The following is a 26,257-nucleotide window of genomic DNA, read 5'->3' on the forward strand; positions in this document are numbered from 1 at the left end:
GATGTTCTTCGTCCGCACCGCATCGGAGCGTGATCTGGCCAAGGTCAGCACGCTCCTCGGTGAGACATGGCACGCGACCTACGACGCGCTCTACGGCGCCGACAAGGTCGCGGAGCTGACGGCGAGATGGCATTCCGTGCCGGCGCTTAAAGCGCAGCTTGCCCGGAAGAATTCGGAGTTCGTGGTCGCCGACAACGGCAAGGAGATCGGCGGCATGGGATATGCCGCGATGTCCGATACCCTGCGGAAAGGTGCCATTCTGCATCAGCTCTACGTGCTGCCGAAGTTCCAGCGCCAGGGCGTCGGCCGCGAGATGTTCGCCGAGCTCGAGACATGCTTTCCCGATGCGGAGATCATGCAGTTGGAGGTGGAGCCGCAGAACCATGCCGCGATAGGTTTCTATCTGGCGCACGGCTTCGTGAAAACCGGCGATACGGCCAGTTGCAACGATGCCCAGTCGGGCATTCCCGCGCTCATCATGCAGAAGTCGCTGCTCTGACGCGCATCTCCCCGATGTGTTCACCGATTCCGGCACAAGACAGCGTAAAAACAACACGTTAAAGCCTGCGTAGCGAGTTCGGCCGTTCGCGGCACACGTTGGAAATCTTTCACTCCGCTGTCACATTCCCTTCGTGGAACGATGCCAAGTGTCCCGTCGACACGAGGAGTTCGCACGACATGGATGGAATGGCGCACACAACCACGATACGGACCGCAACGCGCGCCGACCTTCGGGCGCTGATTGCGATCTTTGCCGCGGACGCCCTCGGCGGCCATGGCGATACGACGGAAGAGAGGGCTTACGACGACTACGTGAGAGCCTTCGACCGGATCGAGGCTTCGCCGAACGACACGCTCTTCGTCGCCGAGATCGGCGGCGAAATCGTCGGGACGTTCCAGACGACGGTTCTCTCCAGCCTGCCCGGCCGAGGAAGTTCTAGCCTGCTGCTGGAGGCGGTCCAGACGCGGCAGGATCGGCGGGGGCGGGGGATCGGCGAGGCCATGATCCGCTTTGCCATCGAAGAGGCGCGCCGTCAGGGGCTGGGCAAGATTCAACTGACCTCCAACGCGGTTCGCAAGGATGCCCATCGGTTCTATGCGCGCCTGGGCTTCGAGCCATCGCATATCGGCTTCAAGCTCCGGCTGAAATGAAGGGTGAAACAGCGGGAATCGCTGGACATTGCGGCGGTGGCGCGCCATAAGCGCAGTGTGTAATTCGAGAAGGAGTGGCACTCCGTGCTGCTCTGCCAAGGACGGCGATCCCATGAAGCTTCTTCTGCAAATCTTTACCTGGTGGAACAACCAGACGATCGGAACGCGCTTTCACACCTGGCGCTTCGGCACCAAGGTCGGTGAAGACGAATTCGGCAACGTCTACTATCAGGGCGGCAAGGACTCCGAGGGCCGTACAAGGCGCTGGGTCATCTACAACGGTTATGCCGACGCATCGGCAATTCCTCCCGGCTGGCATGGTTGGATGCACCATCGCACCGACGTTTCGCCGGCGGATGAGGAATACAAGCCGCGCGAATGGCAGAAGACCCACCGTGCAAACGGCACCGGTAGTGCTCAGGCCTATCGTCCGCCGGGCTCGCTTGCCGTCACCGGCGAACGTCCTCGCGTCACGGGTGACTACGACGCCTGGTCGCCGCGCTCCTGATACAGATTGGCCACATTTGCCCGGTAGCGCATGGCTGAAGATAAAAGGCTGCGCGACCGCAGGAGAATGGCACAGATGAAATTTACGGACAGCCTGAGAACTGTTTGCGCGGGAGCAGCGGCAGCCGTGACGATGGGTGCTGTCCTTCTGGCGGCGCTTCCGGCCGAGGCGACGCGCATCTCCAATCCCGTCGCGGTATTCTCCGGCATCGACAAGATTACCGGCCGCATCACGAGCTTCGACGTCTACATCGGCGAGACCGTCCAGTTCGGTGCCCTGCAGGTCACTCCGCGCGTCTGCTACAATCGCGACGATACGGAAGCGCAGAAGGTGACGACCTTCGTGGAGGTCGACGAAATCACGCTCGACCGCAAGATCCGCCGCATCTTCACCGGATGGATGTTCGCCGACAGCCCCGGTCTCAATGCCGTCGAGCATCCGGTCTATGACGTGTGGCTCGTCGAGTGCAAGGTGAAGTCCGACGTTCCTCCGCCGGAAACCACACAGACGCAGTAGGCCGGGTATTTCGGCCAGCGGATCCCATCGCTCAAGCCTGGGCCAGTGCGGCAACGCTCTCTGGATTTCAAATGAAAACGATGGAGCGAGTTCGGCGCCGGGCGCCCGATCCCCGCTTCAGAAGCGCAGGTGCGGCGAGGAGAGGGCTCTTGCGAGCAGGTCCTCGTACTTGTGCTTGGGCACGTCGATCGCCCCGAAGGACTTCAGGTGTTCGGTGGTGAACTGCGTATCAAGCAGCCGGAAGCCCTTCGCCTTCATCCGTTCGACGAGATAGACGAGGCATATCTTGGAGGCGTCCGTGCGCCGGGAGAACATGCTTTCACCGAAGAACGCAGCCCCCAGCGAAACGCCATAGAGACCACCGACGAGATGGTCGCCTTCCCAGGCCTCGACGGAATGGGCATGTCCCATGTGATGGAGCGTGGAGTAGAGGGCCTTGATCTTCCGGTTAATCCAGGTGGACGGCCGGTCCGGTGCAGCTTCGGCACAGGCGGCAATCACTGCGTCGAATGCGGTGTCGACGCGGATGTCGAAGGGCTTCTTTCGGATCGTCTTGGCGAGGCTGCGCGAGACGTGAAACTTGTCTAGCGGAATGATGCCGCGCATGTCGGGCTCGACCCAGAAGAGTTCCGGGTCGTCTGCCGAGTCAGCCATCGGGAAGAGGCCGATGGAGTAGGCGCGCAGGAGAAGTTCCGGCGTTATGTCCGGTTGTCTGCTGCGTCGCCCCGCCATCGCGGTTCATCCTCAGTGGGAGGTTTTGGCCAGATAGGTCTCCAGCCAATGGATGTCGTAGTCACCATTGGCGATGTCCTGGTTGGATACGAGATCCTGGAACAGCGGCAATGTCGTCTTGATACCATCTACCACGAATTCGTCGAGAGCGCGACGCAGACGCATCATGCATTCGACACGGGTGCGTCCGTGAACGATCAGTTTGCCGATCAGGCTGTCGTAGTACGGAGGAATCCGATAGCCCTGATAGGCGCCGGAATCGATGCGCACTCCAAGACCACCCGGTGCGTGGAAATGCGTGATCGTGCCGGGCGAGGGCACGAAGGTACGTGCATCCTCGGCATTGATGCGGCATTCGATCGCGTGTCCGGAGAAGACGATATCTTCCTGGCGGACCGAGAGCCCGCCGCCGGAGGCGACGCGGATCTGCTCGTGTACGAGATCGATTCCGGTAATGGCCTCGGTGATCGGGTGTTCCACCTGGAGACGCGTGTTCATTTCGATGAAATAGAACTCGCCGTTCTCGTAGAGGAATTCGATGGTGCCGGCACCGCGGTACTTCAGCTTCTTCATCGCATCGGCGCAGACCTGGCCGATCTTCATCCGCTGTTCGACGTTGAGGGCAGGGGAGTTCGCTTCTTCCCAGACCTTCTGGTGGCGCCGCTGGAGCGAGCAATCGCGTTCACCGAGGTGGATCGCATTGCCTTCGCCGTCGCCAACAATCTGCACCTCGATGTGCCGCGGCTGGCCAAGGTACTTTTCCATGTAGACCGCGTCGTTGCCGAATGCGGCCGCAGCCTCGGCGCGTGCCGTCGAAATGGCTTCGTCCAGGTCGGCCTCGGTCCTGGCGACCTTCATGCCGCGTCCGCCGCCGCCGGCGGTCGCCTTGATCAGGACAGGGAAGCCAATCTTGCGGGCGATCTCCCGCGCGTTCTCCGGCTTGACCTCGCCGTCCGAGCCCGGAACCACGGGAATGCCAAGCTCTTCCGCCGTCTTCTTGGCGGTGATCTTGTCACCCATGATGCGGATGTGCTCGGCGGTCGGCCCGATGAAGGTTATGCCGTGCGCATCGAGGATCTCAGCGAACTTCGCATTTTCCGACAGGAAGCCGTATCCCGGGTGCACCGCATCCGCGCCCGTGATCTCGCAGGCAGCGACGATCTGGTGGATGTTCAGGTAGCTTTCGCGCGAGGGCGGCGGGCCGATGCAGACGCTTTCGTCGGCAAGGCGGACGTGCATCGCGTCGGCATCCGCCGTCGAGTGCACGGCGACTGTGGCGATGCCGAGCTCCTTGCAGGCCCTGAGGACCCGGAGGGCGATTTCGCCGCGGTTGGCTATGAGGATCTTGGAAATCATGAGCCTGGCCTTACTCGATGACGATCAGCGGTTCGCCATACTCGACCGGGGCAGCGTCTTCCACGAGGATTTCAACGACCTTGCCGGAACGCGGCGCCGGAATCTGGTTCATCGTCTTCATGGCTTCGATGATGAGGATCGTCTGGCCCTCGGTGACAGTCGCGCCGACTTCGACGAACGGACGGGCGCCCGGTGCCGCGGCAAGATAGGCGGTTCCGACCATCGGTGCGGTGACCGCGTTCTTGTTGGTACGAGCGGTCTCGGCAGCCGGTGCAGCGACGGAAACCGCAGCCACCGGTGCTGCCACAGCCGGAACCGGCGCGGAAACGTATTGCGGCGTGCCGGCGCGCGAGACGCGGATGCGCAGGTCGTCCTGCTCCACTTCGATCTCGGTCAGATCGGTCTCGTTGAGGATATTGGCAAGATCGCGGATCAGCGTCTGGTCGATACCCTGTTTCTTGTCAGCCATGGGAAAAGCCTCTTTTTCTTGTTATTTCGTGATGTTGGAAAGCGCGTTCAGCGCAAGGATGTAGCTGTGGGCGCCAAATCCGCAGATGACGCCCTTGACCGCGGGAGCGATCATGGATTTGTGCCGGAATTCTTCGCGCGCATGGATGTTCGAAAGATGCAGCTCGACGACCGGGACCGAGATCGAGCGGATCGCATCGTGCATCGCGATGGACGTATGTCCATAGGCGCCGGGATTGATGGCGATGCCCGCCGCCTTGCTCCCGGCCTCGTGGATCCAGTCGACGAGCGTGCCCTCGTGGTTGGATTGCCGGAAATCGATGTCGAAGCCGAGTTTGGCGCCTTCGTCGCGGCAAAGCGCTTCTATGTCCGCGAGCGTCTGCCCGCCATAGATACCGGGCTCGCGTTTGCCGAGCATATTGAGGTTAGGTCCGTTGAGCACGAAAAACGTGGATGCCATTCGAAATTCCGCATGCTGGATCGAAATTTACCTATAGACCGGCGGTCCCTGCAGGGAAAGCCCCAACACGGGTATGCAAGCTTGTCCACAAGTGGGATTGGCTCAACACGATCGGGATGGCCGAATGATGGCGGTCTTCAGCATGCCGTCTGGCCGCAGGCGCGCACGTTGGCGACCTTGTCCTCTATGGCCTCGGAACCGATGGCGCCGAACACAGCCTCCTTGCCGATGATGTAGGAGGGCGTGCCGGTGATGCCGAGACTGTTTGCAAGCGAGTAGGTCGCGCGCACCGCATCGTCATGGGGCTTTTCTTCCATCGCCTTGCGGATGTCCGCCTCGGTGACGCCAAGCTTGACGGCGACCTCGATGGCGCTCTCTTCCGTGGCGCGGCCTTCTCCCCCGAGCAGCGTGCGGTGGAACTCGCCATATTTTTCGGGAGCGAGGTCGCGGAATGCGGCGCTTACCTTGTGGGCGGCAAGCGAATCGGGGCCGAGAATCGGCAATTCCTTGAGCACGAAGCGGACGTTCTTGTCCTTGGCCAGGATGTCATCCATGTCGGACAGCGCCCGCTTGCAATAGCCGCAGTTGTAGTCGAAGAACTCGACGACCGTGACATCGCCATCCGGATTGCCGAGCGTGACGTCGTTCTTTGACGAGAAGATCTCCTTCTCGTTGTCAACTATCGCGGCCTGGGCCTGAGCCTGCTGGGCCTTCGCCTGCTTGTCCTGGAGGGCTTCCTGAACGTCTATGAGGATTTCGGGATTGGCGAGGAGGTATTCCTTGATATAGGCGCCGATCTCTTCCTTCTGCTTGTCGTCAAGCGCGAAAGCCTGCAGGGGCACTGCCGTGCCGAGAGCGAGCGCCATGGCGCCGGCCGCCAGGGATTGAGCCAATTTCATTGCCGTTACAGTCCTCGTCAAATCGCAGAGCCGGGTGCTCCGTCACATCCATGTCGCGCGCAGCCAGCGTCGCGTGGCGCTTTCCGCCATTCGGTGATTCGAACTTACGGCGGCTGCCCGGCAAACGAAACTGCAAAAGCGGCGGAATTCCGGTGGTCGCGGGATTGTGAACAGGTGATTCTTGCGGCACAGGAAACGGCGATGCACAGATAACGGGATGCCTTCGATGAAATTTTCCAGACGCAGCGCAGTCGAGCCCTTTCACGCCATGGACGTTCTGGCGGAGGCGACGAGACGCAGGTCGGCCGGCCATCCCGTCATTTCCATGGCTGTTGGCCAGCCGGTGCATCCTGCGCCCCAGGCAGTGCTTGCAGCGGCCCGCACCGCCCTCGAGCATGGTCGCATCGGCTATACCGACGCCCTCGGGCTTCAGGCGCTGCGCCAGGCGATCGCGGACGACTACCGGACACGGCATGGCGTTTCGGTCGATCCCGGCCGCATCGCCGTGACCACCGGTTCGTCGGCCGGCTTCAATCTCGCGTTTCTCGTCCTCTTCGATCCGGGCGACCGGGTTGCGATCGCCCGCCCGGGTTATCCCGCCTACCGCAACATTCTCGCCGCGCTCGGAATCGAGACGGTGGAGATTGAGGTGAGCGCAGAGAATGGCTTCACCTTGACCCCTGAGAGCCTCGAGAAGGCCCAGAGCGAAAGCGGCAAGAAGCTCGATGGCGTGCTTCTCGCCAGTCCGGCGAACCCCACGGGAACGGTGACGGGCAGGGACAACCTGAAAGCCCTTGCTGACTATTGCACCGCAAACGGCATCGCCTTCATTTCCGACGAGATCTACCATGGCCTCACCTTTGTCGGGCAGGAGACGACGGCTCTTGAACTGACCGACCAGGCGGTCGTCATCAATTCCTTCTCCAAGTACTATTGCATGACGGGCTGGCGCATCGGCTGGATGGTTCTCCCGGAGGAACTCGTCCGCCCGATAGAGCGCGTCGCCCAGAGCCTCTACATCTCGGCCCCGGAACTCTCCCAGATCGCAGCCGCCGCAGCCTTCGGCGCCACGGAGGAACTTGATCGGTACCGGGATGCCTACCGCCGCAATCGCGACATGCTCGCCCGGCGCCTGCCCGAACTCGGCCTGTCGATCGCTTCCCCGATGGATGGTGCATTCTACGCCTATGCGGACGTGAGCCGCTTCACCAACGACAGCATGGCTTTCGCGCGAAAGATGCTCGCCGAGATCAACGTCGCGGCGACGCCGGGGTTCGACTTCGATCCCATCGAGGGACACCGCACGATGCGGTTCTCCTATGCCGGAAGCTACGACGACATGGTGGAAGCCATGGACCGGATCGGCGCCTGGCTCGAATAGACGATCTTCACAAAACAGACATTTCGTATCGTCCGGGAGAGTTCGGGAGCGACTGCCTGCCTGACGCGTGCGGCAGTGCGCCCAATCGTGTCGCAGCGTCGGCGCGCACAAGCTGCGCCTCCCTGATACATGGTTCTAAAGGCGCGGACCTCGGAACCCGCATCCATCTTTAGGTCTCATAAAACGAAAGAACCCGGCACTAAGCCGGGTTCGCTCGTATGTCTGTGTGAAGTCGCGCGGTGTCTCAGAAGAAACCCTTGCGCTGCCACCATCCGCCCTTCTTGGGCTTGTCTGCCTTTTCCTCGTCTTCCTGCTTGGAGGAAGAGGTCACGACAGGCGCGCTTGCAATGTTTGCCAGGTCGCGGTTGGCACGAACGGGCTTCGCATCGTCGAGCACAGCGGCAGCTTCCTCGACTTCCGGCTCCGGAGCCGGCTTTGCCTCGGCGGCAGCGTCGGTCTCCACGGGCTGGGCCTCGACTACCGCCTGTGCGGTCTGGTCGACGTCCACCGCTTCCTTGGCCTTTGCCTTAGGCTTGCGGGTACGCTTCGGCTTGGCCGGAGCTTCTTCCGCAGGCGCTTCCACGGCTTCGGCAGGTGCTTCGGCGGCCACCGCGGTGGGGGCGGGCAGTTCCTCGACCGGTATGACCGCTGCAACGGCACCGGCGTCTCCGGCGTCGCTCACATGGTCCTCGGTCTCGTCGTCGGCTTCGTCCGCCGTCGCTTCGAGATCGGCGCCTTCGGCACCCTCCGGACGGTTTCGACGACCGCCGCGCTTGCCGCGCCGGCGACGCTTGCGCTTCTGCTGTTCGCTCACGCTTTCGGCGCTCGCATCGCTCGCAGCCGCGGCCTCGTCGCCTTCATCCTCGTCTTCGCCGAGTTCGTCATCGGCAGCCTCGCCACCGAACGATGCAGTGTCGGCGCCCTCGGCACCTTCGCCGCCTTCACGGCCGCCACGTCCGCGGCGCCGGCGACGGCGCTTGCGCTTGCGGCCGTTCTGGTCGTCCTGCTGCTGCTGCGCTGCCGCGGCAGGACGGCTCTCGATGACTTCCTCTTCGTCGATCTCTTCCTCGACGGGAATGTCTTCCTCTTCTTCCGGCTCCGGCTCGAAGTGAAGGATCTGTTCGATCTTCACCGGGTTTTCCACCGGTTCGCCGCGGTCGATCGCGAAGTGCTGTGCACCCACATGCGCATCGGCCTCGATGATGATCTGGACGCCGAAGCGGGCTTCGTAGTCCGTGATCGTGCCGCGCTTGTAGTTCAGTAGATAAAGCGCGATGTCCGGGATCGTGCGGACGGTGATGTTGTGCGTGGTGTTCTTGAGCAGGTATTCCTCGATGCCGCGCAGCACATGGAGCGCGACCGAGGACTGCGAGCGGATATGGCCCGTGCCGTTGCAGTGCGGGCAGGTCTGCATCGTGCTTTCGAGAACCGACGCGCGAATGCGCTGGCGGGACATCTCGAGCAGGCCGAAGTGCGAGATGCGGCCGACCTGGATGCGGGCGCGATCGTTCTTCAGATGGTCCTTGAGGCGCTTTTCGACCGCGCGGTTGTTGCGCTTCTCCTCCATGTCGATGAAGTCGATGACGACGAGACCGGCAAGGTCGCGAAGGCGCAGCTGGCGCGCGACTTCCTCGGCTGCCTCGAGGTTTGTCTGCAGCGCCGTCTCTTCGATCGAATGCTCGCGGGTGGAGCGTCCGGAGTTGACGTCGATCGATACGAGGGCTTCGGTCTGGTTGATGATGATGTAGCCGCCGGACTTGAGGGTCACCTGGGGCTGCAGCATGCGGTCGAGCTGGGCTTCGATGCCCGACCGGGAGAAGATCGGATGCACGTCGCGGTAGGGCTGGACGACCTTCGCGTGGCTCGGCATCAGCATCTTCATGAAGCCCTTGGCTTCCTTGTAGCCTTCCTCGCCGGCAACGATGATCTCGCCGATGTCCTTGTTGTAGAGATCGCGGATCGAGCGCTTGATCAGGCTGCCTTCCTCATAGACGAGGCAGGGAGCCGTCGAACTCAGTGTAAGCGTACGGACGTTCTCCCAAAGGCGCATCAGGTATTCGAAGTCGCGCTTGACCTCGACCTTGGTGCGGTTGGCACCGGCGGTGCGCAGGATGACGCCCATACCCTGCGGCACTTCGAGGCCGCGGGCGATTTCCTTCAGGCGCTTGCGGTCCTGGAGATTGGTGATCTTGCGGGAAATGCCGCCGCCACGCGCCGTGTTCGGCATGAGAACCGAATAGCGGCCGGCAAGCGAGAGATAGGTCGTGAGCGCAGCACCCTTGTTGCCGCGTTCTTCCTTGGCGACCTGCACCAGCAGGATCTGGCGCCGCTTGATGACTTCCTGAATCCGGTACTGCTTGCGGGGCCTGCGTGCAGCACGATCGGGAACCTCTTCCATCGCGTCTTCCGCGCCGACGGATTCGATCACTTCCTTCTCTTCGTGGCCGTGATCGTCGTCGTCATCGTCGTCGTCGCGATTGCGGCGGCCGTCGAGCGACTCGGAGACTTCATCCGTGTCGACAACCGCGGCCATGCTGCCGGACGGGGTTTCGCCGTCATCGGATTGTTCTGCGGCGGCCGCTTCTTCGGCTGGCTGCTCTGTCTCTTCGCTTGCCGCTGCCTTGGTGCGCGCCTTGCGGGTGCGGCGTGGCTTGGCCTTCGGCTTTTCCTCGACAACCTCTGCTTCGACGGAAACCTCTTCCGCTACCGCCACTTCGACGACAGGCTGGTCGGTTTCGGCAGCTTCGGTTTCCACCGACGACTCTTCGCTCGCCTTGACGTCAGTTCCGGTCTCGATCTGCTCGATGTCGTTGTCGTGCCGGTGTTCTTCGGCCTCGGCCCTCAGAAGGGCCTGCCGGTCCGCCAGCGGGATCTGATAGTAGTCCGGATGGATTTCCGCGAAGGCCAGGAAGCCGTGACGGTTTCCGCCGTAATCGACGAAGGCGGCCTGCAGCGACGGTTCGACCCGCGTGACCTTGGCAAGGTAGATGTTGCCGCGGATCTGTTTCTTGTGCTCCGACTCGAAGTCGAATTCTTCTATGCGGTTCCCGCGAACGACGACAACCCGCGTCTCCTCGGCGTGAGACGCATCAATAAGCATTTTCTCTGCCATGTAGTTTCTGCTCCTCGGCGCGGCCTTGTTCCCTCAGGCAGCGAGCTCCTCATGGGAGGCGTGCCTGCGGATGGCGACCTGGCGCCGGATATGTAAGTTCTCGCCGGGTGAGGGAGCAGCAGACAGGGACTGGCCGGTACGGGAGCGTTCCGGAGCCTGTTAACTTCTGACGAATACCGCTGCGACGACATCAATGACCGAACGAGAATGCCAATGCCTAGACCTAGTGGTCCGATGAAACATGCCCCTGAGGGCGACTGGTGGAGATCCACCCCTAACTGGTCCGGCCACCGCCGGATTACCGCGATTCATTAGTATGCAGGAATAGAGCGCTGCGACGGCGGATGAATGCCCGGTTCGGCGCCACCTCCACCATGGAATGGCTGCCTGTTGACGCGATTCTATCCCGTCTACGCTTTTTCCCTGAATTTGCTTTTATGTTTTATATGTCACAATGGCAAGGGAAAAGCCAAATCCCGTCATAATGCTGCTGGAATCGGTCGGCTCGAATCCAGAGCGGCGTCACACCCCCGTGCAACACTTCATTAACCGTATTGCGCGCATCAGTGTTTCTCCGATACGGAGGATGCGGTGCATTAGGTGCCTCCCGCGAGCCCGCCGCTTCTGGCCGCGCCAGATCGGCTCCTGGATAGACGGACGGACGGTTTTGGATTTTCGCAATCGGTCAATAACTCTTGAGCAGAGCAAGGTGATACGCGGTGCGCGCGCCATTGCCGTCGCTGCCTTCCTTGCGTTGGCTGCGGGTCCGGCGCACGCGGTGGACGGAAAAATCCAGCCGGCTGCCTCCGCGACCGAGGCGTCACAGGCGGAGAAGCCTCTCCTGGCCTACGATGCAAGGATCGCGGGTGACGACGCCCGGACGCGCGTCGTGATCGATTTCGACCGCAGGCCCGAATACACGATCCACTACATCGCCAATCCCTTCCGCGTGCTGATCGATCTTCCCGCCACCAACTTCGGCCTCGAGCCGGATGACCTGGTGGCGCGGGGGCTATTCAGCGACATCCGCTATGGAACCATGGCCGCCGGTCGCGCACGGATCGTGATGACCGCGAAGCGGCCGGTCAGCGTTGTCCTTTCAGACGTCAAGGAAGAGGGGGAGGGCGCAAGCTACCGGCTCATCCTCGACACGGCGCTCGCGACCGAAGAGCAATTTTCCGCGTTGATGGCAAAACAGGATTGGCAGTCGGAACCGTCCACGACGCAGGAAAGCGTTGCCATCATGCTTCCGGATGCGGCGTCGCCGAAGTCTGGCCCCTTCGTCGTCGCGGTGGATGCCGGCCATGGCGGCATCGACAACGGGGCCCATGGCGTCGATACCAAGACGGAGGAAAAGCACGTCACGCTGGATTTCGCCCGCGAACTTGCTGCCGCGTTGAATGGTCTCTCCGACACCGAGGCATTTCTGACGCGGGACAAGGATGAGTTCCTTTCCCTGCCGCAGCGCGTCCAGCTTGCGCGCAACAGGAAGGCCAACCTGTTCATTTCCATTCACGCCGACACCCTGAGGCAGAAGAACATTCGCGGCGCGACGGTCTACACCATTTCGGACAAGGCCTCCGACAGCCTTGCCGCCAACCTTGCCGAACGTGAGAACCTCTCCGACGAGATCGCCGGCATCGCATTCGATCGCGAGCCGGCCGAGGTCGCCGATATACTTATCGATCTGACGCGGCGGGAGACGCAGGCATTCTCCATCAACCTCGCCAAATCCGTGGTCGACTCGTTCGAAGGGCAGGTGCTGCTGATCAACAATCCGCACCGCCACGCCGGCTTTCGCGTGCTGCAGGCGCCGGATGTGCCTTCGATACTGCTCGAGCTCGGCTTCCTGTCGAACAAGGACGACGAGAAGCTGCTGCTCGATCCGGCCTGGCGCAAGAAGGTGGCCGCGCTGATCGCCCAGGCTGTCGATCGCTATCGTGCAACCGCTACGGCCAATGGTGGGTGAAATCGCGGACAGCGTGCGATTTGTGCAGTCATTCCATACGTTCCGTGCTAGGTTCGCGCTGTGCCGGAAAAGTGACAGCGGTTCCGATTGTGCCCGTGACGCCGCGCAGTGTCGGGGCGAAGCCCTATTTTCCTCACATTCCGGTCGCTAGACGGATCGGAGCAGGGGACGACTCGCGTGGGATCGTCCGCCTGTCGTTGCGATAAACCGCTGGGGGATGTACACGGCTTGATCTCCCGAGTGACGCGGCAGGCCTGTCGGCCCCGCCGGCGGAATTGTAAGCAGAATTGTAATAGGTACCGGTAGTTCGCAGATGATACGATTGATTGGATATTTTTTCGGGATCGGCGCCGTCTTCTTTCTCGGCGTCGCGGCGGTTGTCGCCCTCTATCTCGGAAACGTCACCAAGGATCTTCCCGACTACGAGGTTCTGAACAGCTATGCGCCGCCGGTGACGACGCGCGTGCACGCAGGCGACGGCTCCCTGATGGCGGAATACGCCCGCGAGCGACGGCTCTATCTGCCGATCCAGGCGATCCCGGATCGCGTCAAGGCGGCATTCCTGTCGGCCGAAGACAAGAACTTCTACAAGCATCCCGGCGTTGATGTTTCCGGTCTCTTCCGCGCTATCGTTACCAACGTCCAGAACATGGGTTCCGGCCGGCGTCCGGTTGGCGCCTCGACGATCACCCAGCAGGTTGCCAAGAACTTCCTGCTGTCGTCCGACCAGACGATCGACCGCAAGGTCAAGGAAGCGATCCTGTCCTTCCGCATCGAGCAGGCTTACAGCAAGGACCGTATTCTCGAGCTGTATCTGAACGAGATCTTCTTCGGCCTGAATTCCTATGGCATCGCCGGCGCGGCGCTCACCTATTTCGACAAGTCTGTCACCGAGTTGTCCATCGCCGAAACTGCCTACCTCGCTGCCCTGCCCAAGGGGCCGTCGAACTATCATCCCTTCCGCAAGGCCGAAGCGGCGATCGAGCGGCGCAACTGGGTCATCGACCGCATGGTCGAGAACGGCTACGTCGCAAAGAGCGACGGCGATGAGGCCAAGAAGCAGCCGCTCGGCGTGACGCCGCGTAACCGCGGCTCCTATCTGTTTGCCTCCGAGTTCTTCGCGGAAGACGTCCGCCGCCAGATCATCGAGAAGTACGGCGACAATGCCCTCTATGAAGGTGGCCTCTCCGTCCGCACGTCCCTCGATCCGCGTCTCCAGGTAATCGCCCGCAAGTCGCTCCAGAAGGGACTGCTGAGCTATGACGAGCGTCGCGGTTTCCATGGACCCATCAAGCATATCGAGATGGGCAGCGACTGGGGTGTCGAGCTGAGCAAGATCGATGCTCTCAACGACGTGCCCGAATGGAAGCTGGCGGTCGTCACCGGCGTTGATGATGCAGGTGCGGACATCGGTCTCCAGCCACGCAAGGAGGCCTCCGGCAAGGTCGTCGAGGAACGTGTGACCGGGCGCATCCAGGCTGACGACCTGAAGTGGGCCTACCGTTCCGCCAAAGGTGACCGCAAGACCGCGAAGTCCCCGCAGGGTGTCTTCGAAATTGGCGACGTCGTCTATGTCGAGCCGACCGAGAACGGGGACTCCTATCGCCTGCGCCAGCCACCGAAGGTTCAGGGCGGCATGGTCGTGATGGATCCCCACACCGGCCGCGTGCTCGCCATGGTGGGCGGCTTCTCCTATGGGCAGTCCGAATTCAACCGTGCGACCCAGGCGATGCGCCAGCCCGGCTCTTCGTTCAAGCCCTTCGTCTACGCCGCGGCCCTCGACAACGGCTATACGCCCGCATCCGTGATCATGGATGCGCCGATCGAGATTGTTGCCGGCGGCGAAGTCTGGCGGCCGCAGAACTACGGCGGCGGTTCCGCCGGCCCCTCGACGCTGCGCCTCGGTATCGAAAAGTCGCGCAATCTGATGACCGTGCGCCTTGCCAATGACATGGGCATGAATCTCGTGGCCGAGTATGCCGAACGCTTCGGGATCTACGACAAGATGCTGCCCGTGCTCGCCATGTCGCTCGGTTCCGGCGAAACCACCGTCCTGCGCATGGTTTCGGCCTATTCTGTGCTGGCGAACGGCGGCAAGCAGATCAAGCCTTCGCTGATCGACCGCATCCAGGACCGCTACGGCAAGACCATTTTCCGCCACGAGGAGCGGACCTGCGACAACTGCAACGCCAATGACTGGGAAAACCAGGAAGAGCCCGTTCTCGTCGACAACCGCGAACAGGTTCTCGATCCGATGACCGCGTACCAGATCACGTCGATGATGGAAGGCGTCATCTCCCGCGGCACGGCCGCAGGCAAGATCAAGGTCGACCGCGAGATCGCCGGCAAGACCGGCACGACCAACGACGAGAAGGACGCCTGGTTTGTTGGCTATACGCCGGACCTCGTCGCCGGCCTCTACATCGGCTTCGACAATCCGGCACCGCTCGGCCGCGGCGCAACCGGTGGCTCGCTGTCCGCGCCGATCTTCAACGAGTTCATGCAGAGCGCGCTCGAGGGCATGCCGGTGACCAAGTTCCTCATTCCGGAAGGCATGAGCATCATTCCGGTTAACCGCAAGACGGGCATGCAGGCCAATGCCGGCGATCCCGACACGATCATGGAAGCGTTCAAGCCCGGCACGGGACCGGCGGACGTATTCTCTGTGATCGGCGGCGAGGAATATGCGACGCCGGAGGAAATCCTGCGCAGTTCGCCCCAGGCCAACCAGGCTGTTACCGGCGGGACCGGCGGCCTCTTCTGATCACATCTTCACCAGTGTCGGCGGCCTGCGCGGGGCTTTACATCCGCGCCGGCCGTGACTATTTGACGACCCACTTTCAACAGCATCGAAGAACACGGACATGCGCGCGGAAATCGAGAATGTAGTCGATGAAATCAAGCAGGCCATAAGCCTGCTGAGGAGGCATCTTTGACTGGGATCAGGCGGTAAGACGACTGGACTGGTTGAACAACAAGGCCGAGGATCCAAGCCTCTGGAACGATGCGGCCGAAGCGCAGAAGCTGATGCGCGAACGCCAGCAGCTGGACGACGGCATCAACGGAGTTCGCAGCTTCGAGCGGCAGCTAGGCGAGAACATCGAACTCATCGAACTCGGTGAGGAAGAGGGCGATGCTTCGATCGTCAAGGAAGCTGAAGAGGCGCTGAAGGAGCTTCGCACCGAAACGGCGCGCCGTCAGGTCGAGGCCATGCTTTCCGGCGAGGCCGACAGCAACGACACCTATCTCGAAGTGCATTCGGGTGCCGGCGGTACCGAGAGCCAGGACTGGGCGAACATGCTCCTGCGCATGTATTCGCGCTGGGCGGAACGCCAGGGCTTCAAGACCGAGCTCCTGGAAATCCATGACGGCGAAGAGGCCGGCATCAAGTCTGCGACGCTTCTCGTCAAGGGCCAGAATGCCTATGGCTGGCTGAAGACGGAGTCGGGCGTGCATCGGCTGGTGCGCATCTCGCCCTACGACAGTAACGCGCGGCGCCACACTTCCTTCTCCTCCATCTGGGTCTATCCCGTGGTGGATGACTCGATCCAGATCGACGTCAACGAGAGCGACTGCCGCATCGATACCTACCGCTCGTCGGGTGCCGGCGGACAGCACGTCAACACGACCGACTCGGCCGTGCGCATCACGCACATTCCGTCCGGTATCGTCGTGCAGTGCCAGCAGGAACGCTCGCAGCACAAGAACCGCGCAAAGGCGTGGGACATGCTGCGCGCACGGCTCTATGAGGCAGAGTTGAAGAAGCGGGAAGAGGCTGCGAATGCCGAGGCCGCTTCCAAGACCGACATCGGCTGGGGCCACCAGATCCGGTCCTACGTCCTTCAGCCGTACCAGCTGGTGAAGGATCTTCGCACGGGTGTCGAAAGCACGGCTCCCTCGGACGTCCTCGACGGCGAACTCAACGAGTTCATGGAGGCAGCACTCGCCCATCGCGTGAGCGGCGGCGCCGATGCTGTCGTCGAAGACATAGCCTGAGGCAACTCAGCTTCTGGGATTGTTTGACGGGCGCTTCGGCGCCCGTTGGCATTTGACGACGGTGGCCCGGATGACCTCAGTTCGTCGCCTTCTCGATCTTGATGTCTCCGAGGTCGTCGATGAGCACCGTCCAGCTCTCGGGTTCCACGGCCTTCGGATCGGTCTTCAGGTAGATGGTCGCGAACAGCCCGGGCTGGGACGAAATGCCGGTCGAACTCTCCGGACGGATGTCGGTGACATAGGGCTTCAGCGCGGTGAACTCGTCCAGTTCCGTCGATGTGAGGATCTTCGGACCGTCCGCAGTGGCCTCGATCTGCTGCAGGTGGATCCGCGCGGTCCCGTCCTTCTGGCGTACCGCGATGAGCTTGTAATATCCGCGCCGGGTCGGACTCTTCGTCGCCGATGCGGCATCCTCTTGCGATTCGGCCTTCGATTTTGCGCCGGCGGCGTCCGCGCCGTTGTCCGGATGGGCTGTCTCCTCCCAGTAGCCGCTGCTCGTCACGAAGGTGACGCTGGAGGGCACTGGCGTCGGGCTTTCCTCGGCTGCCGCTGCGGGAATGGTCGCGAGGCATAGGGCCAGGAGAACGGAGGGGAGGGATATCCGGTTCATTGGCGTTTCTCCATTGCTCGACGGCTGCTGCGCGTTCCAGCGATGCGGCAACCGTCTTCCTTCATGGTCCATGTGCATGTGCGGGCGCGTCGGGCGGCCCTTGTGTGGGCCCCGTCGCGATCAATAGTCGAACTGCTCCGCGAGAATCCTGTCCGACCATGAGTGGTCGGGATCAGAAAGGATCCGCGCGGTCATTTCCGTCGACTCGGCAATGCGCACCGATGTGACCGATTTGACCTCGGTATTGTCGGCCACGGCGTTGACCGGACGTTTTTCCGGCTCCAGCACCTCGATCTCGACCATCACCTTGTTGGGCAGCAGCGCGCCACGCCACCGCCGGGGCCGGAACGGGCTCACCGGCGTCATGGCGAGCAGCGGCGCTTCCAGCGGCAGGATGGGCCCGTGGGCCGAGAGGTTGTAGGCTGTCGAACCCGCGGGCGTGGAAAGCAGGAGCCCGTCGCAGATCAGCTCCTCAAGCCGCACCTTGCCATCGATCGCCACCCGGAGCTTGGCAGCCTGGTACGATTGCCGGAAGAGATAGACCTCGTTGATGGCCAGCGCTGTGCGCTGGTTGCCGCTTGCGTCCGTGGTCTGCATCTCGAGTGGCCGGAAGGCATTCTCCACCGCATGTGCAATGCGCGTGTGCAGGTTCTCGGTGTCGTATCGATTCATCAGGAAGCCGACCGAACCGCGGTTCATGCCGTAGACGAGTTTTCCGGGATTCATCGTGGTGTGCAGCGTCTGCAGCATGAAACCGTCGCCCCGAGCGCCACGATGACGTCCGCCCGCTCCGGGTCCGTATTGCCGTAGATCGTGATGAGCTCGCGTCGCGCGTCCTGCGCTTCCGGCGACTGCGAGGCCACGAAGGCAAGGGTCTTGAAAGAGCGTGTCATACCTGCCGGTCCGTTTCCTATGCCAGCGCTTTCAATGGCTTATCGCGGTCGATTCGCATCGCCACCAGCGTTCGTCGGTTCGCCTTTTTTGGCACGCATCAACAACGAGTGCAAACGCCGCTTGAAGCGGCGCTGGGTCGGTTTCCTCATGGCGGATCCCCGGCTTCGTCGGAATGCGGTGCAGTCGCAAATTCACGGTGCCGCGCGGGCGAAATTGATAGCGCGCCCGACCGATGCTATTTGGCTGGGCAGAACCTTGTGCAGTCCGCTCGCGGACGCGCGGCAACACGTGGAGAAATGCAATGACATCCCAACCGGAAACCACCGTCACCGTGCGCAAGCTCGCAAACGGCCGATGGGGCTTCGTGGTGAAGTTCCGTGGCGTGACCTATCCAGTCCAGGGGCAGTTTACCTCGCAGCTCCAGGCGATCGCCGCAGGCCAGGCCGTCATCAAGGCGATGGACAGGAAAGCGTAGTTTCTGTCGTTCCGGACGTGACGGGTTCGAGCCGCGGACTGGAGCGAGGGGCGATTGAACCGAAGGGAAATCCTCGTGAAAGACGACGACGACCAACTGATCGAGACCCTCTTTCGAAACGGCACGCTGACCGTCGTGGGCATCGTGCTTTCATTTTCCCTGGGATTCGTCACCCAATGGACCAGCAACCCGATACCCTGGCAGATCATCGATCTGCCGGCGCTGCTGCTGCTCGTCCTCGGCATCGTCCTGCAGATCATCACGCTCAAGATCCTCCTGCATCCGATTTCGCTCAAGAGGACCAGCTACGACAAGGCCAACCGCCTGTTCATGTGCGGTGTCGTCGCCACGTCGAGCGGCGTCTTCATGGCGATCCTGACGGATTTCATCGAGCTGATGCAGAAATAGACCGCAGCTTGGGACGACCCTACGAAGGGACGGTCGGCGCGCTAGGTTGTCGGTGAGAAAATGGTGCGCCGATCGTGGCAAAAATCTGAACCGCGCTATGTATTGGGAAATAAACAAGAAAATCCCATCAACGGATTGTTCTCACCTCACCGAAAACATAGTTGAAATGTTTAATGATGGGCGCTCTATTAAACGCATCGCTCAATCCCTCGGCGTGAGCAGAGCCACCGTGAAAAAGTATCTGAGCCGTTCACGAGCAGCGAAAGGTAAGTGAGGAATTGTCTCGTATTGCCAAGTCGCCGGACGGCGGTGGAGCCCAAATCTTCCTGCGCTGTGCAGAGTTGGAATGTCCAATTTTTAGACATCGCGCGTTTGGACGAGCACGGGCCGATCCGTCTCTGTCGGCTACACATCCTCGGTACCTCTGCCGTGAGATTTCCAGCGTACGCCTACGCCGTAATAATTGCTGGAAGCAGCATCGCCCCATCCCAGAAAATCGACGCCATGTTTTTCATACCAATTGCGGAGTGTCTCCAGCGGACCAGCCGAAAGTCGCCCGCGCTCAAGATTCTGGATGATTGCGACTGTAAGCCCAGCTGCTTCGGCAACTTGGGCCTGATCCATTTCCAGTAAAGCACGCGCCGCGCGGAATGAGATCGGGAATTTCTGTGACCGAAAACCCTTCTTCACTTCCTCGCTTGCGTCCGGATTTTGTGGTGCCACCCATCTTGCTCCGGTTCGAAGTGGCTCCTTACCTATAGCCGTCTCGCCCAAGAGTTCGATGCCTTGGTTTAGATAAAAATCCACAATCAAAAGGTTTGTTTCCGTGAGCACTGGTCTTGAGCTCTCGGCAGCTGAAAGCGTGTTCTGGGAAGTTTTGGCCCGAGCGGCGGCTTCGCGCTGGGACAGACCTGTAAGCGCGCGGGCAGCACGGAGGCAATCGGAGGGTGCGGGAGTCCTCATTTACCCGACAAGCCGGTCGCCAATAAAAATGTCAACAAATGCTTTTGCATGCTTTATATGAGTCAAAAAATATATATTGTGACTGTTACGACTCATTACGATGAGTCGAAAAATTGGAGTGAACCAATGCGGTTTAGTGATTCGCTCATCGAGGGATGGTTTGGAATGCCTCGTGCGTCCCTTATCGAAGACCTCAGGAAACTAGCTTGTGACCTGGAAAGCGTCGACGGGTGCGTTCAAGCGCCCTCACCAAGTGTTGCCATTAACTCTTGGTCGCTGGCCAGACGTACCGTGCCTTGCTTGATAGGACGACCGATTGGACATCCATCGATCCGTGACGGGAAACAGGCGTTATCTAGTGAACTCTTCTATTTTGATCCGGAGCGCGGGATCGCGCGGACGATGTCTCGATGGTATCGGCTTGGAACGCGGGTTGATCCCGAGGGCTGGGACGAAGGCATGGGGGATCGGCCATGAGGGCTTGGATTTTCTCTGACCTTCATACCGAGTTCGATGTAGGGCTCGCCCCTCTGGCAGTTCCTGACGCTGATGTCTGCATTTGTGCGGGCGACGTCTGCGACCGTGGGCCTGCGAAGAGCGTCGTCTATCTGGGCGAACATGTGTCCCGGTTCATGCCGGTAATTCTGGTTCCCGGCAATCACGAGTTCTACCGCAGCTCGATCGTCGAAGGACTGAAAGAAGCGCTGGACACGGCTGCCGAGCGCTACCCCGACGTCCACGTGCTGAGCCGCTGCGCCGTCACCCTTGGCCGGTTTCGTTTCGTCGGTGCGACGCTGTGGGGCGATTTCAATCTTTACGGCAACATGAATTGGGCGCTCCACAGCGCACAAAACGAGCTGAACGACTATCGCAAAATCAAGATGTCGAAAGAGCCGTTTCGGCGGTTTACAGCAGGCCATGCAAGCGGTTTCAACCACATGGACAAGGACTTCATCCGAAGGACCCTTGACGAACCAGGTGCCGGCCCGACGGTCGTCGTGACGCATCATGCGCCGAGCGTCCTTTCTCTAGCTCCGGAATTCGTCGGCGATCCGCTGACGCCGAGCTTCGTCTCCAATCTCGAACCGGACATCGCCAAGTACCAACCTCTCGCATGGATTCACGGCCACCTGCACAATCGCAGCGACTACTGCATCGTAGACACCCGGGTGATCTGCAACCCGCGCGGCTATCCAGACGAACCGGTCCCCGACTTCGACCCAAGTCTTGTAATCGACCTGGGAGATCACGCAGTTGGCTAGACGTTCTGACAAGCGGTTTCGCTGCCCGTGGAAGCTATCAAAACCGAACGACGATCCCTATGTGACCCTGCCGGTTTACCTCGCCTATTGCGGGATCGCCGCGGCGCTTCGTTCTCGTAATCGGAAGAACTCGAAGTTCATCGCTATCCTGCAAATCCAAGACGACTGCTACTTGCCGATCTACTCCCAGGCCGCCGAGGTCTTTCTGATGGGGCTCTGGGAGGAGCGGGACTACAACCCGTGCGTCGGCGCTTGGGACGAAAAACGCCACAGGGACCAAATCGTGGCCCTGAACAAGGACCAGGCGATTTTCTTCGCGGGGCCCGGGCACGCGCTCGACACCGAGGCGTGGCTTCTCGCTGATGTCGTCGTGAGTGTCGCGCCCCCGACCAGAAGGCAGGCGGCGGCGGCGCTGCGGCGTTTCGGAATTCCAGTGACCGAGAGGGATGTCGAAATCCTGATTTCGGAGTCTTGGTCTCGACTGCATCATGCTTTTCAGACCCGTCGTCAGCCGGCTGCTGCGCTGGAACGGCTACGGCAGTATCCGCGCGCCGCACGTATTGCAGCGGACAACGAAGCCGAAGGACCAACGCTTGACGAAATGCATGGGTTTGGATCGCTTCTCGATTGGGGGCGCGATCTCGCGTTCGACCTCGAGGAATACAAGGCAGGACGAATCCCGTGGGGGGACGTCGACTCCGGTATCTTGATTTTTGGGCCGCCCGGTTCGGGGAAAACGTTGTTCGCCGGGGCATTGGCAAAGACGTGCGGCGTTCCCCTCATTTACGGTTCGGTTTCCAGCTGGCAGACGGCGGGTGCGCTGGATGAGCATTTGAAGGCAATGCGTGCCTCTTTTGAGGAGGCCAAGGGGAAAGCTCCCGCAATTTTGCTGGTCGACGAGGTCGACACGTTTGGAGACCGAAGTGAGACGGATCGGAACCGTGGCTACATGCGCGCCGTGATTGCCGCCTTTCTCGAGTTGCTGGACGGTTTCTACCGGCGCAAGGGGGTAGTGGTCGTCTCGGCGTGCAACAACCCGGAACAGATCGACCCGGCAATCCGCAGGGCGGGCAGGCTTGGTCAGCATTTTGAGGTGACGCTGCCTGACGATAATGCCAGGCTTTCAATCCTGAAGTATCACAGCGGCCTCGACCTCGATCCGAACCAGGCCGAGCAGTTCACCCTCGCGACCGAGGGTTACTCAGGAGCCGACATCGAGCAACTTGTACGGTTTGCTAAGCGATCGGCGCGCCGAAGAAAGCAAGACTTCGCTGGCGAGCACATCGTCGGAGAATTACCGCCGGCACCGGAGCTTCCGGCCGAATACCTTCGTTCCGTCGCGGTCCACGAGGCCGGACATGCCGTTGTCGCCGTCGAGCTCGGGTTCGGTGAATTGGTGAACCTGAAAATCGCCAGCTACGCCATCCCAGGCAATGGCAATCAGGTCGGCGGTGCGACCTACGCGATGCCGCGCCATATGCGCAGGACCAGAGCTGCCTACCTTGACGATATCGCCGTGTCGTTGGGAGGTATTGCCGCCGAAACGGTGGTATTCGACGCCTTCTTCGACGGCGCGGCAGGTTCTCATACCGCCGACCTGAATACCGTGACCAGAACCGCAACGCTCTTGGAGGCAGGTCTCGGCATGGGGCACACGTTGGTGGTGGCTGACAACGCCGTGGGCCGCCTCGACTTACTCCGCGCCAACGACCCCGGATTGCGGAAACGCGTACACGATGTCATCGCCAACGAGTTCGAAAGAGCTAAGGACATCATCAGGAATCGGCGTTCCGCATTGGACGAGATAGCCGCTCGGTTGATCCAGGCGAAGTCGCTATCTGGTGATGACGTCCGTGACATCATCGAAAGACATCGTCGGCCGACGGTCAGCCTCGCAAAGATTCCGCGCAGCATGGGAGCATAGCATGCCGAGGAAACGGCGGTTTGGAAAGACGGGAGGCTCTCGGTCGATCAAGTCGAAGCGGGGAGCGGAGGGACGCGCTGAAAACCGCTCTTTTGGGTCTGGTCTCGACGAGGTCGGGTTTCGTCCACTCGGGCGACGTATCTTGGTCTCCAAACAACGATCAGTCGGTGAGCCGGCAAAAACGCCGGCGGAGACCGGGACGGAACCGTCTGCTTCGACGGGCTGCCCCGTGCCACCCAATCATGACCCGTTGGGCTACGATACTCTCGATCCGTCGTGGGTACGGAAAGCGGCCGAAGATGCCTGGTCAGGTGCAGACAAGGAGGAGATCGAGAAGGAGGTCGATGCGGCGCTGCGGCGATGGAGGCTGAAGTAACGGATGTCGACGGGTTGTAGTTGGTTTTCGTCGTCCAAAATTTTGTCTGGCTGGCCAACCTGTAGAGGCTAACTCATAACGCTCAATTTGCTGGCCCGAATGCGAGGAACACGAATGTTCCGCTTCCCGAAGTCTGAAGCTCTCTCCGCCGATCGCTAGCCAATCCCGAGCAACGCGGCGAAACACGTCGAGTCGGCAATTGAGAAATGAAGTCGTCGGCTCTGTCGTCGCTATGATATGATCAACGCTGCTGATCCATGGGAGGTGGGAATGCGTAGCCTTTTACTCACCCTTTCTGCAGGCGCGCTTACGGCTTCGATCGCTACTGCCGCAGAGCCCCTGATCTTTCACACCGCGAATTTCGGTGATGATACCGTCGTCAGCCTTGGCCTCGTTGGAAATCGCCTCTCCGATCAGGCAGACTACGACTACGACGTGCTGATCTCGTTGTCGCAGAAGCACGATAAGAGCGGCGACGTTTACAGCGATCCAGGAAGGCATCGAGCACTCGTGAAGTGTTCCGATCCCGCCAGAGTTTCGGTCAGAGGGGTAGACTATGCGGTGTCCACATCGTTGGCCCGTGGGATCGATTGGAAGTCTGATCTCTGGGTTGCTGTCTGCAGCCCTTCCGTTTCATAGGGATGATCGGTTCGCCCGCTATCGCGACGATCGATGTACCAGACATCGATGGGCTCTCGTCTGCCGTGAAGCAGGGCTAGCGGCTGCTTTACCCAAGCTGCGGACGGTACGGTTGAGTGCAGGTGAGCGATCACGTCGGACGAAACAACCAGGGGCGTCGCGAGTGACTTCGCCATCGTCTCCAGCCGCTGCGCCACGTTGACCGTGTCCCCGATGACCGTGAACTCGCTATGACATCCGCTGTCCAGAACGCCCCCAACAACAGTGCCGTAGTGGAGACCGACTGCGGCATGTAACGCCGGAAGGCCGTTGCTGTTGCTGTGACGTTTCCAGTCGCTCAAGGCATCTACGAGTTCTAGGGCGCATGCAAGTGCGCGGTCCGCGTCTTTCTCGGTTGGTTTTGGATGTCCGAAGACGGCCATGACGCCGTCTCCGATAAACTTGTCGACGGTTCCGCCGTGCTCGAAAATGATTTGTGAAACAAGCTGTCGATATTCTCCAAGCACGAATGCCAACTCGGGAGCGGGAGCGGTCTCCGCGAAGCTTGTAAAATCGCGCAAGTCGACAAACATGATCGCCGCTTTCCGGCGCTGCAATCCGAGGGCGTCGCCACGTTCCTGCAATTCCGAGACAACAAACGGCGAGAAGAAGCGGGAGAGATTGAGACGCCGTCGATCCGCCTTTATCGCCTCCCTCCGAGTTCGGTCGTGATCCCGGGCCAGGAGATAGATCGCGAATGCAGTGAAGCCGAAGCTCACCGTCAGCCCGAGGTCCTGGTTCATGAACGAGGCGAGCAAGGAGGCGACGTCTTCAGCCGGGTGGCGGGCAGCTGTGATCGCCAACATCGCAACCCAGGAAGTGAGTACGATTCCCGAAAAGACGAGCACCAGCCGTCGGTCCAGCTTCAGGCCAATGTGAACGAGCAGTATAAAGGCAACGGCGAGACCGGATGTGGTCAGGTTGTGGTTTTCGCTGACTGGGCCGCCCAAAATGTGCGCGTACAGCAGCAGCGCAACCAGCATGGCGTCCAGCACGACAAAGACAGTGTTCGGCCAGCTATTGCGCGGCACGTAACGGGTGGTGGCTACAGAAGCCACGCTGATACCAAGGTAGACGACAACGACCACGAGATGTGTGGTCATGGCTCCCTCGGTGCCTCCCAGCACGAGGTTGGCAACCAGAATCGCAAACGCCACGAACCGCAGCAGGATCGAACGTATCTCCCGATCTGAATCCCAGTCGGGGTGGAGCGAAGACTTCATGTCTGTGGACTTTGTTTGGTGGAACCTGGAGGCGTTGCGAGGCGGGACGATGGCCGCACCTCGCTGTTGATGTTATTTCACCTGTGTCACGGTGAGCTTGCCGTTAACGCGTTCTGCCACGAACTCGACAGTCGCGCCTTCCGTGAGCTTCTCGAGAAGCGCGTCGTCCTGGACCCGGAAAACCATCGTCATCGCCGGCATGTCGAGGTCCTTCAGTTCCTCGTGGATCAGGGTGACCTTCTTGGCTTTGGTATCGACCTTCTTGACCGTCCCTTTGGTGAACTCCGCCGCCAGAGCGCCATAAGCAGTAGCGAGGGAAAGAGCGGAGGCTAGGGTTACTTTGATGATCAGCTTCATTGCTTTAACTCCTTCGGATTGATTACTTTTTGGAGACGGTCACGTCGCCGTGCATTCCCGCGTCGTAGTGACCGGGGACCAGGCAGGCGATCTTGAAGGTGCCGTCGTTTGTGAATTTCCAGATGATCTCGCCCGATTGACCGGCAGCGAGCCGGATCGCATTGGGATCGTCGTGTTCCATTTCCGGGAACTTCTCCATCACGGCCTTGTGCTCCATGATCTTGTCTTCCTGGTCGAGAACGAACTCGTGATCCAGCTCGCCCGCGTTCTTGATGGCGAAGACTATGGTCTGGCCCTTGCGGACTTTGAACGTCGACGGAGTAAAGACCATTTTCCCGTCGTCGGTTTCCTTCATCGTGACTCGGATGGTCTGGGTAGCCTTGGCCTTGGTGCCGGGTTCGCCGACCGCCATTTCACCATGGCCGCCTGCGTGGCTGCCTGAAGCCAGCGCCGGGGAGGCGGCGGCGGCGAGAAGAAGTCCGAATACTGCAGCTTTCATTGCTTGTTCCTTTGAGTGGTTGAACATTGGCATGCGAGA

Annotated in this window: 23 protein-coding genes and 1 pseudogene; 12 read left to right on the plus strand and 12 right to left on the minus strand. The window is 60.8% G+C overall.

All coding sequences use genetic code 11. The annotated features are described in order from the left end of the window. Position 1: 1 nt before the first annotated feature. The 4 genes from F3Y30_RS11265 (at position 2) to F3Y30_RS11280 (ending at position 2,176) form a co-directional block, all read left to right on the plus strand. Positions 2 to 499 (plus strand): GNAT family N-acetyltransferase, encoded by a 498-nt coding sequence (locus F3Y30_RS11265; RefSeq protein ID WP_203422828.1) that lies wholly within the window; start codon positions 2 to 4, stop codon positions 497 to 499. Between the two features lie 188 nt (positions 500 to 687). Next, complete coding sequence (locus tag F3Y30_RS11270) at positions 688 to 1,152, plus strand: GNAT family N-acetyltransferase (protein ID WP_203422829.1); 465 nt, start codon at positions 688 to 690, stop codon at positions 1,150 to 1,152. Positions 1,153 to 1,264: 112 nt separating this feature from the next. Further along, entirely contained in the window at positions 1,265 to 1,660 is a 396-nt protein-coding gene (locus F3Y30_RS11275) for an NADH:ubiquinone oxidoreductase subunit NDUFA12 (protein WP_203422830.1), read from the plus strand. Between the two features lie 132 nt (positions 1,661 to 1,792). Further along, the gene (locus F3Y30_RS11280) at positions 1,793 to 2,176 is read left to right on the plus strand and encodes a DUF2155 domain-containing protein (protein ID WP_246752971.1); all 384 of its coding nucleotides are present in this window, start codon (positions 1,793 to 1,795) and stop codon (positions 2,174 to 2,176) included. Between the two features lie 117 nt (positions 2,177 to 2,293). Here F3Y30_RS11280 and aat read toward each other — a convergent pair whose 3' ends face one another. From aat to F3Y30_RS11305, 5 genes are all read right to left on the minus strand, one after another. Beyond that, positions 2,294 to 2,908 carry a leucyl/phenylalanyl-tRNA--protein transferase gene (aat, locus tag F3Y30_RS11285; RefSeq protein ID WP_203422832.1) on the minus strand — a complete coding sequence of 205 codons (615 nt, stop codon included), beginning with the start codon at positions 2,906 to 2,908 and terminating at the stop codon, positions 2,294 to 2,296. 12 nt (positions 2,909 to 2,920) lie between these two features. Continuing rightward, positions 2,921 to 4,264 carry an acetyl-CoA carboxylase biotin carboxylase subunit gene (accC, locus tag F3Y30_RS11290; protein ID WP_203422833.1) on the minus strand — a complete coding sequence of 448 codons (1,344 nt, stop codon included), beginning with the start codon at positions 4,262 to 4,264 and terminating at the stop codon, positions 2,921 to 2,923. A 10-nt stretch (positions 4,265 to 4,274) separates the two neighbouring features. After that, complete coding sequence (accB, locus tag F3Y30_RS11295; RefSeq protein WP_203422834.1) at positions 4,275 to 4,733, minus strand: acetyl-CoA carboxylase biotin carboxyl carrier protein; 459 nt, start codon at positions 4,731 to 4,733, stop codon at positions 4,275 to 4,277. 21 nt (positions 4,734 to 4,754) lie between these two features. Further along, positions 4,755 to 5,192 carry a type II 3-dehydroquinate dehydratase gene (aroQ, locus tag F3Y30_RS11300; protein ID WP_203422835.1) on the minus strand — a complete coding sequence of 146 codons (438 nt, stop codon included), beginning with the start codon at positions 5,190 to 5,192 and terminating at the stop codon, positions 4,755 to 4,757. Between the two features lie 137 nt (positions 5,193 to 5,329). After that, positions 5,330 to 6,058, minus strand: a complete 729-nt coding sequence (locus tag F3Y30_RS11305) for a DsbA family protein (protein ID WP_246752972.1) — start codon at positions 6,056 to 6,058, stop codon at positions 5,330 to 5,332. Positions 6,059 to 6,317: 259 nt separating this feature from the next. Here F3Y30_RS11305 and F3Y30_RS11310 point away from each other — a divergent pair, with 259 nt between their 5' ends. Beyond that, on the plus strand, positions 6,318 to 7,472 hold the full coding sequence (locus tag F3Y30_RS11310; RefSeq protein WP_203422837.1) for a pyridoxal phosphate-dependent aminotransferase: 1,155 nt from the start codon (positions 6,318 to 6,320) through the stop codon (positions 7,470 to 7,472). Between the two features lie 244 nt (positions 7,473 to 7,716). On the opposite strand, the gene F3Y30_RS11315 is transcribed toward F3Y30_RS11310, so the two are convergent. Further along, positions 7,717 to 10,584 carry a ribonuclease E/G gene (locus tag F3Y30_RS11315; protein WP_203422838.1) on the minus strand — a complete coding sequence of 956 codons (2,868 nt, stop codon included), beginning with the start codon at positions 10,582 to 10,584 and terminating at the stop codon, positions 7,717 to 7,719. A 778-nt stretch (positions 10,585 to 11,362) separates the two neighbouring features. Here F3Y30_RS11315 and F3Y30_RS11320 point away from each other — a divergent pair. The 3 genes from F3Y30_RS11320 (at position 11,363) to prfB (ending at position 16,549) form a co-directional block, all read left to right on the plus strand. Then, entirely contained in the window at positions 11,363 to 12,553 is a 1,191-nt protein-coding gene (locus F3Y30_RS11320; protein WP_246752973.1) for an N-acetylmuramoyl-L-alanine amidase, read from the plus strand. 313 nt (positions 12,554 to 12,866) lie between these two features. After that, positions 12,867 to 15,317 (plus strand): penicillin-binding protein 1A, encoded by a 2,451-nt coding sequence (locus F3Y30_RS11325; RefSeq protein WP_203422839.1) that lies wholly within the window; start codon positions 12,867 to 12,869, stop codon positions 15,315 to 15,317. Positions 15,318 to 15,417: 100 nt separating this feature from the next. Next, positions 15,418 to 16,549 (plus strand): peptide chain release factor 2 gene (gene prfB, locus F3Y30_RS11330; RefSeq protein ID WP_203422840.1). Its coding sequence is split into 2 segments (ribosomal slippage): positions 15,418 to 15,486 and positions 15,488 to 16,549, totalling 1,131 coding nucleotides; the frame shifts between segments, so codons are not numbered across the junction. Between the two features lie 76 nt (positions 16,550 to 16,625). Here prfB and F3Y30_RS11335 read toward each other — a convergent pair. Beyond that, a complete protein-coding gene (locus F3Y30_RS11335) occupies positions 16,626 to 17,159 on the minus strand; it encodes a hypothetical protein (protein WP_203422841.1) in 534 nt (177 codons plus the stop codon). 120 nt (positions 17,160 to 17,279) lie between these two features. Beyond that, positions 17,280 to 18,052: pseudogene (locus F3Y30_RS11340) on the minus strand (NAD kinase). 302 nt (positions 18,053 to 18,354) lie between these two features. Between F3Y30_RS11340 and F3Y30_RS11345 the strand changes: the two are divergent. Both F3Y30_RS11345 and F3Y30_RS11350 read left to right on the plus strand, forming a co-directional pair. Then, the gene (locus F3Y30_RS11345) at positions 18,355 to 18,528 is read left to right on the plus strand and encodes a hypothetical protein (protein WP_203422842.1); all 174 of its coding nucleotides are present in this window, start codon (positions 18,355 to 18,357) and stop codon (positions 18,526 to 18,528) included. A gap of 75 nt (positions 18,529 to 18,603) precedes the next feature. Then, the gene (locus F3Y30_RS11350) at positions 18,604 to 18,936 is read left to right on the plus strand and encodes a hypothetical protein (RefSeq protein ID WP_348649840.1); all 333 of its coding nucleotides are present in this window, start codon (positions 18,604 to 18,606) and stop codon (positions 18,934 to 18,936) included. A gap of 405 nt (positions 18,937 to 19,341) precedes the next feature. Here F3Y30_RS11350 and F3Y30_RS11360 read toward each other — a convergent pair whose 3' ends face one another. Beyond that, entirely contained in the window at positions 19,342 to 19,899 is a 558-nt protein-coding gene (locus tag F3Y30_RS11360) for a helix-turn-helix transcriptional regulator (protein WP_203422844.1), read from the minus strand. 473 nt (positions 19,900 to 20,372) lie between these two features. On the opposite strand from F3Y30_RS11360, the gene F3Y30_RS11365 reads away from it, so the two are divergent. Together F3Y30_RS11365 and F3Y30_RS11370 are read left to right on the plus strand one after the other, a co-directional pair. Then, a complete protein-coding gene (locus tag F3Y30_RS11365; protein ID WP_203422845.1) occupies positions 20,373 to 21,161 on the plus strand; it encodes a metallophosphoesterase in 789 nt (262 codons plus the stop codon). After that, a complete protein-coding gene (locus F3Y30_RS11370) occupies positions 21,154 to 23,085 on the plus strand; it encodes an AAA family ATPase (RefSeq protein ID WP_246752712.1) in 1,932 nt (643 codons plus the stop codon). Before F3Y30_RS11365 ends, F3Y30_RS11370 begins: the two co-directional genes overlap by 8 nt. 930 nt (positions 23,086 to 24,015) lie before the next feature. Here the strand turns inward: F3Y30_RS11370 and F3Y30_RS11375 are convergent. The 3 genes from F3Y30_RS11375 to F3Y30_RS11385 form a co-directional block, all read right to left on the minus strand. Beyond that, positions 24,016 to 25,362 carry an adenylate/guanylate cyclase domain-containing protein gene (locus tag F3Y30_RS11375; RefSeq protein ID WP_203422846.1) on the minus strand — a complete coding sequence of 449 codons (1,347 nt, stop codon included), beginning with the start codon at positions 25,360 to 25,362 and terminating at the stop codon, positions 24,016 to 24,018. A gap of 72 nt (positions 25,363 to 25,434) precedes the next feature. After that, positions 25,435 to 25,719, minus strand: coding sequence for a copper-binding protein (locus F3Y30_RS11380; protein ID WP_203422847.1), 285 nt, complete (start codon positions 25,717 to 25,719; stop codon positions 25,435 to 25,437). A 22-nt stretch (positions 25,720 to 25,741) separates the two neighbouring features. Continuing rightward, the gene (locus F3Y30_RS11385; RefSeq protein ID WP_097135984.1) at positions 25,742 to 26,218 is read right to left on the minus strand and encodes a plastocyanin/azurin family copper-binding protein; all 477 of its coding nucleotides are present in this window, start codon (positions 26,216 to 26,218) and stop codon (positions 25,742 to 25,744) included. Positions 26,219 to 26,257 lie beyond the last annotated feature (39 nt).

Origin of the sequence: Sinorhizobium sp. BG8, assembly GCF_016864555.1 — a bacterium.
Classification (GTDB): domain Bacteria; phylum Pseudomonadota; class Alphaproteobacteria; order Rhizobiales; family Rhizobiaceae; genus BG8.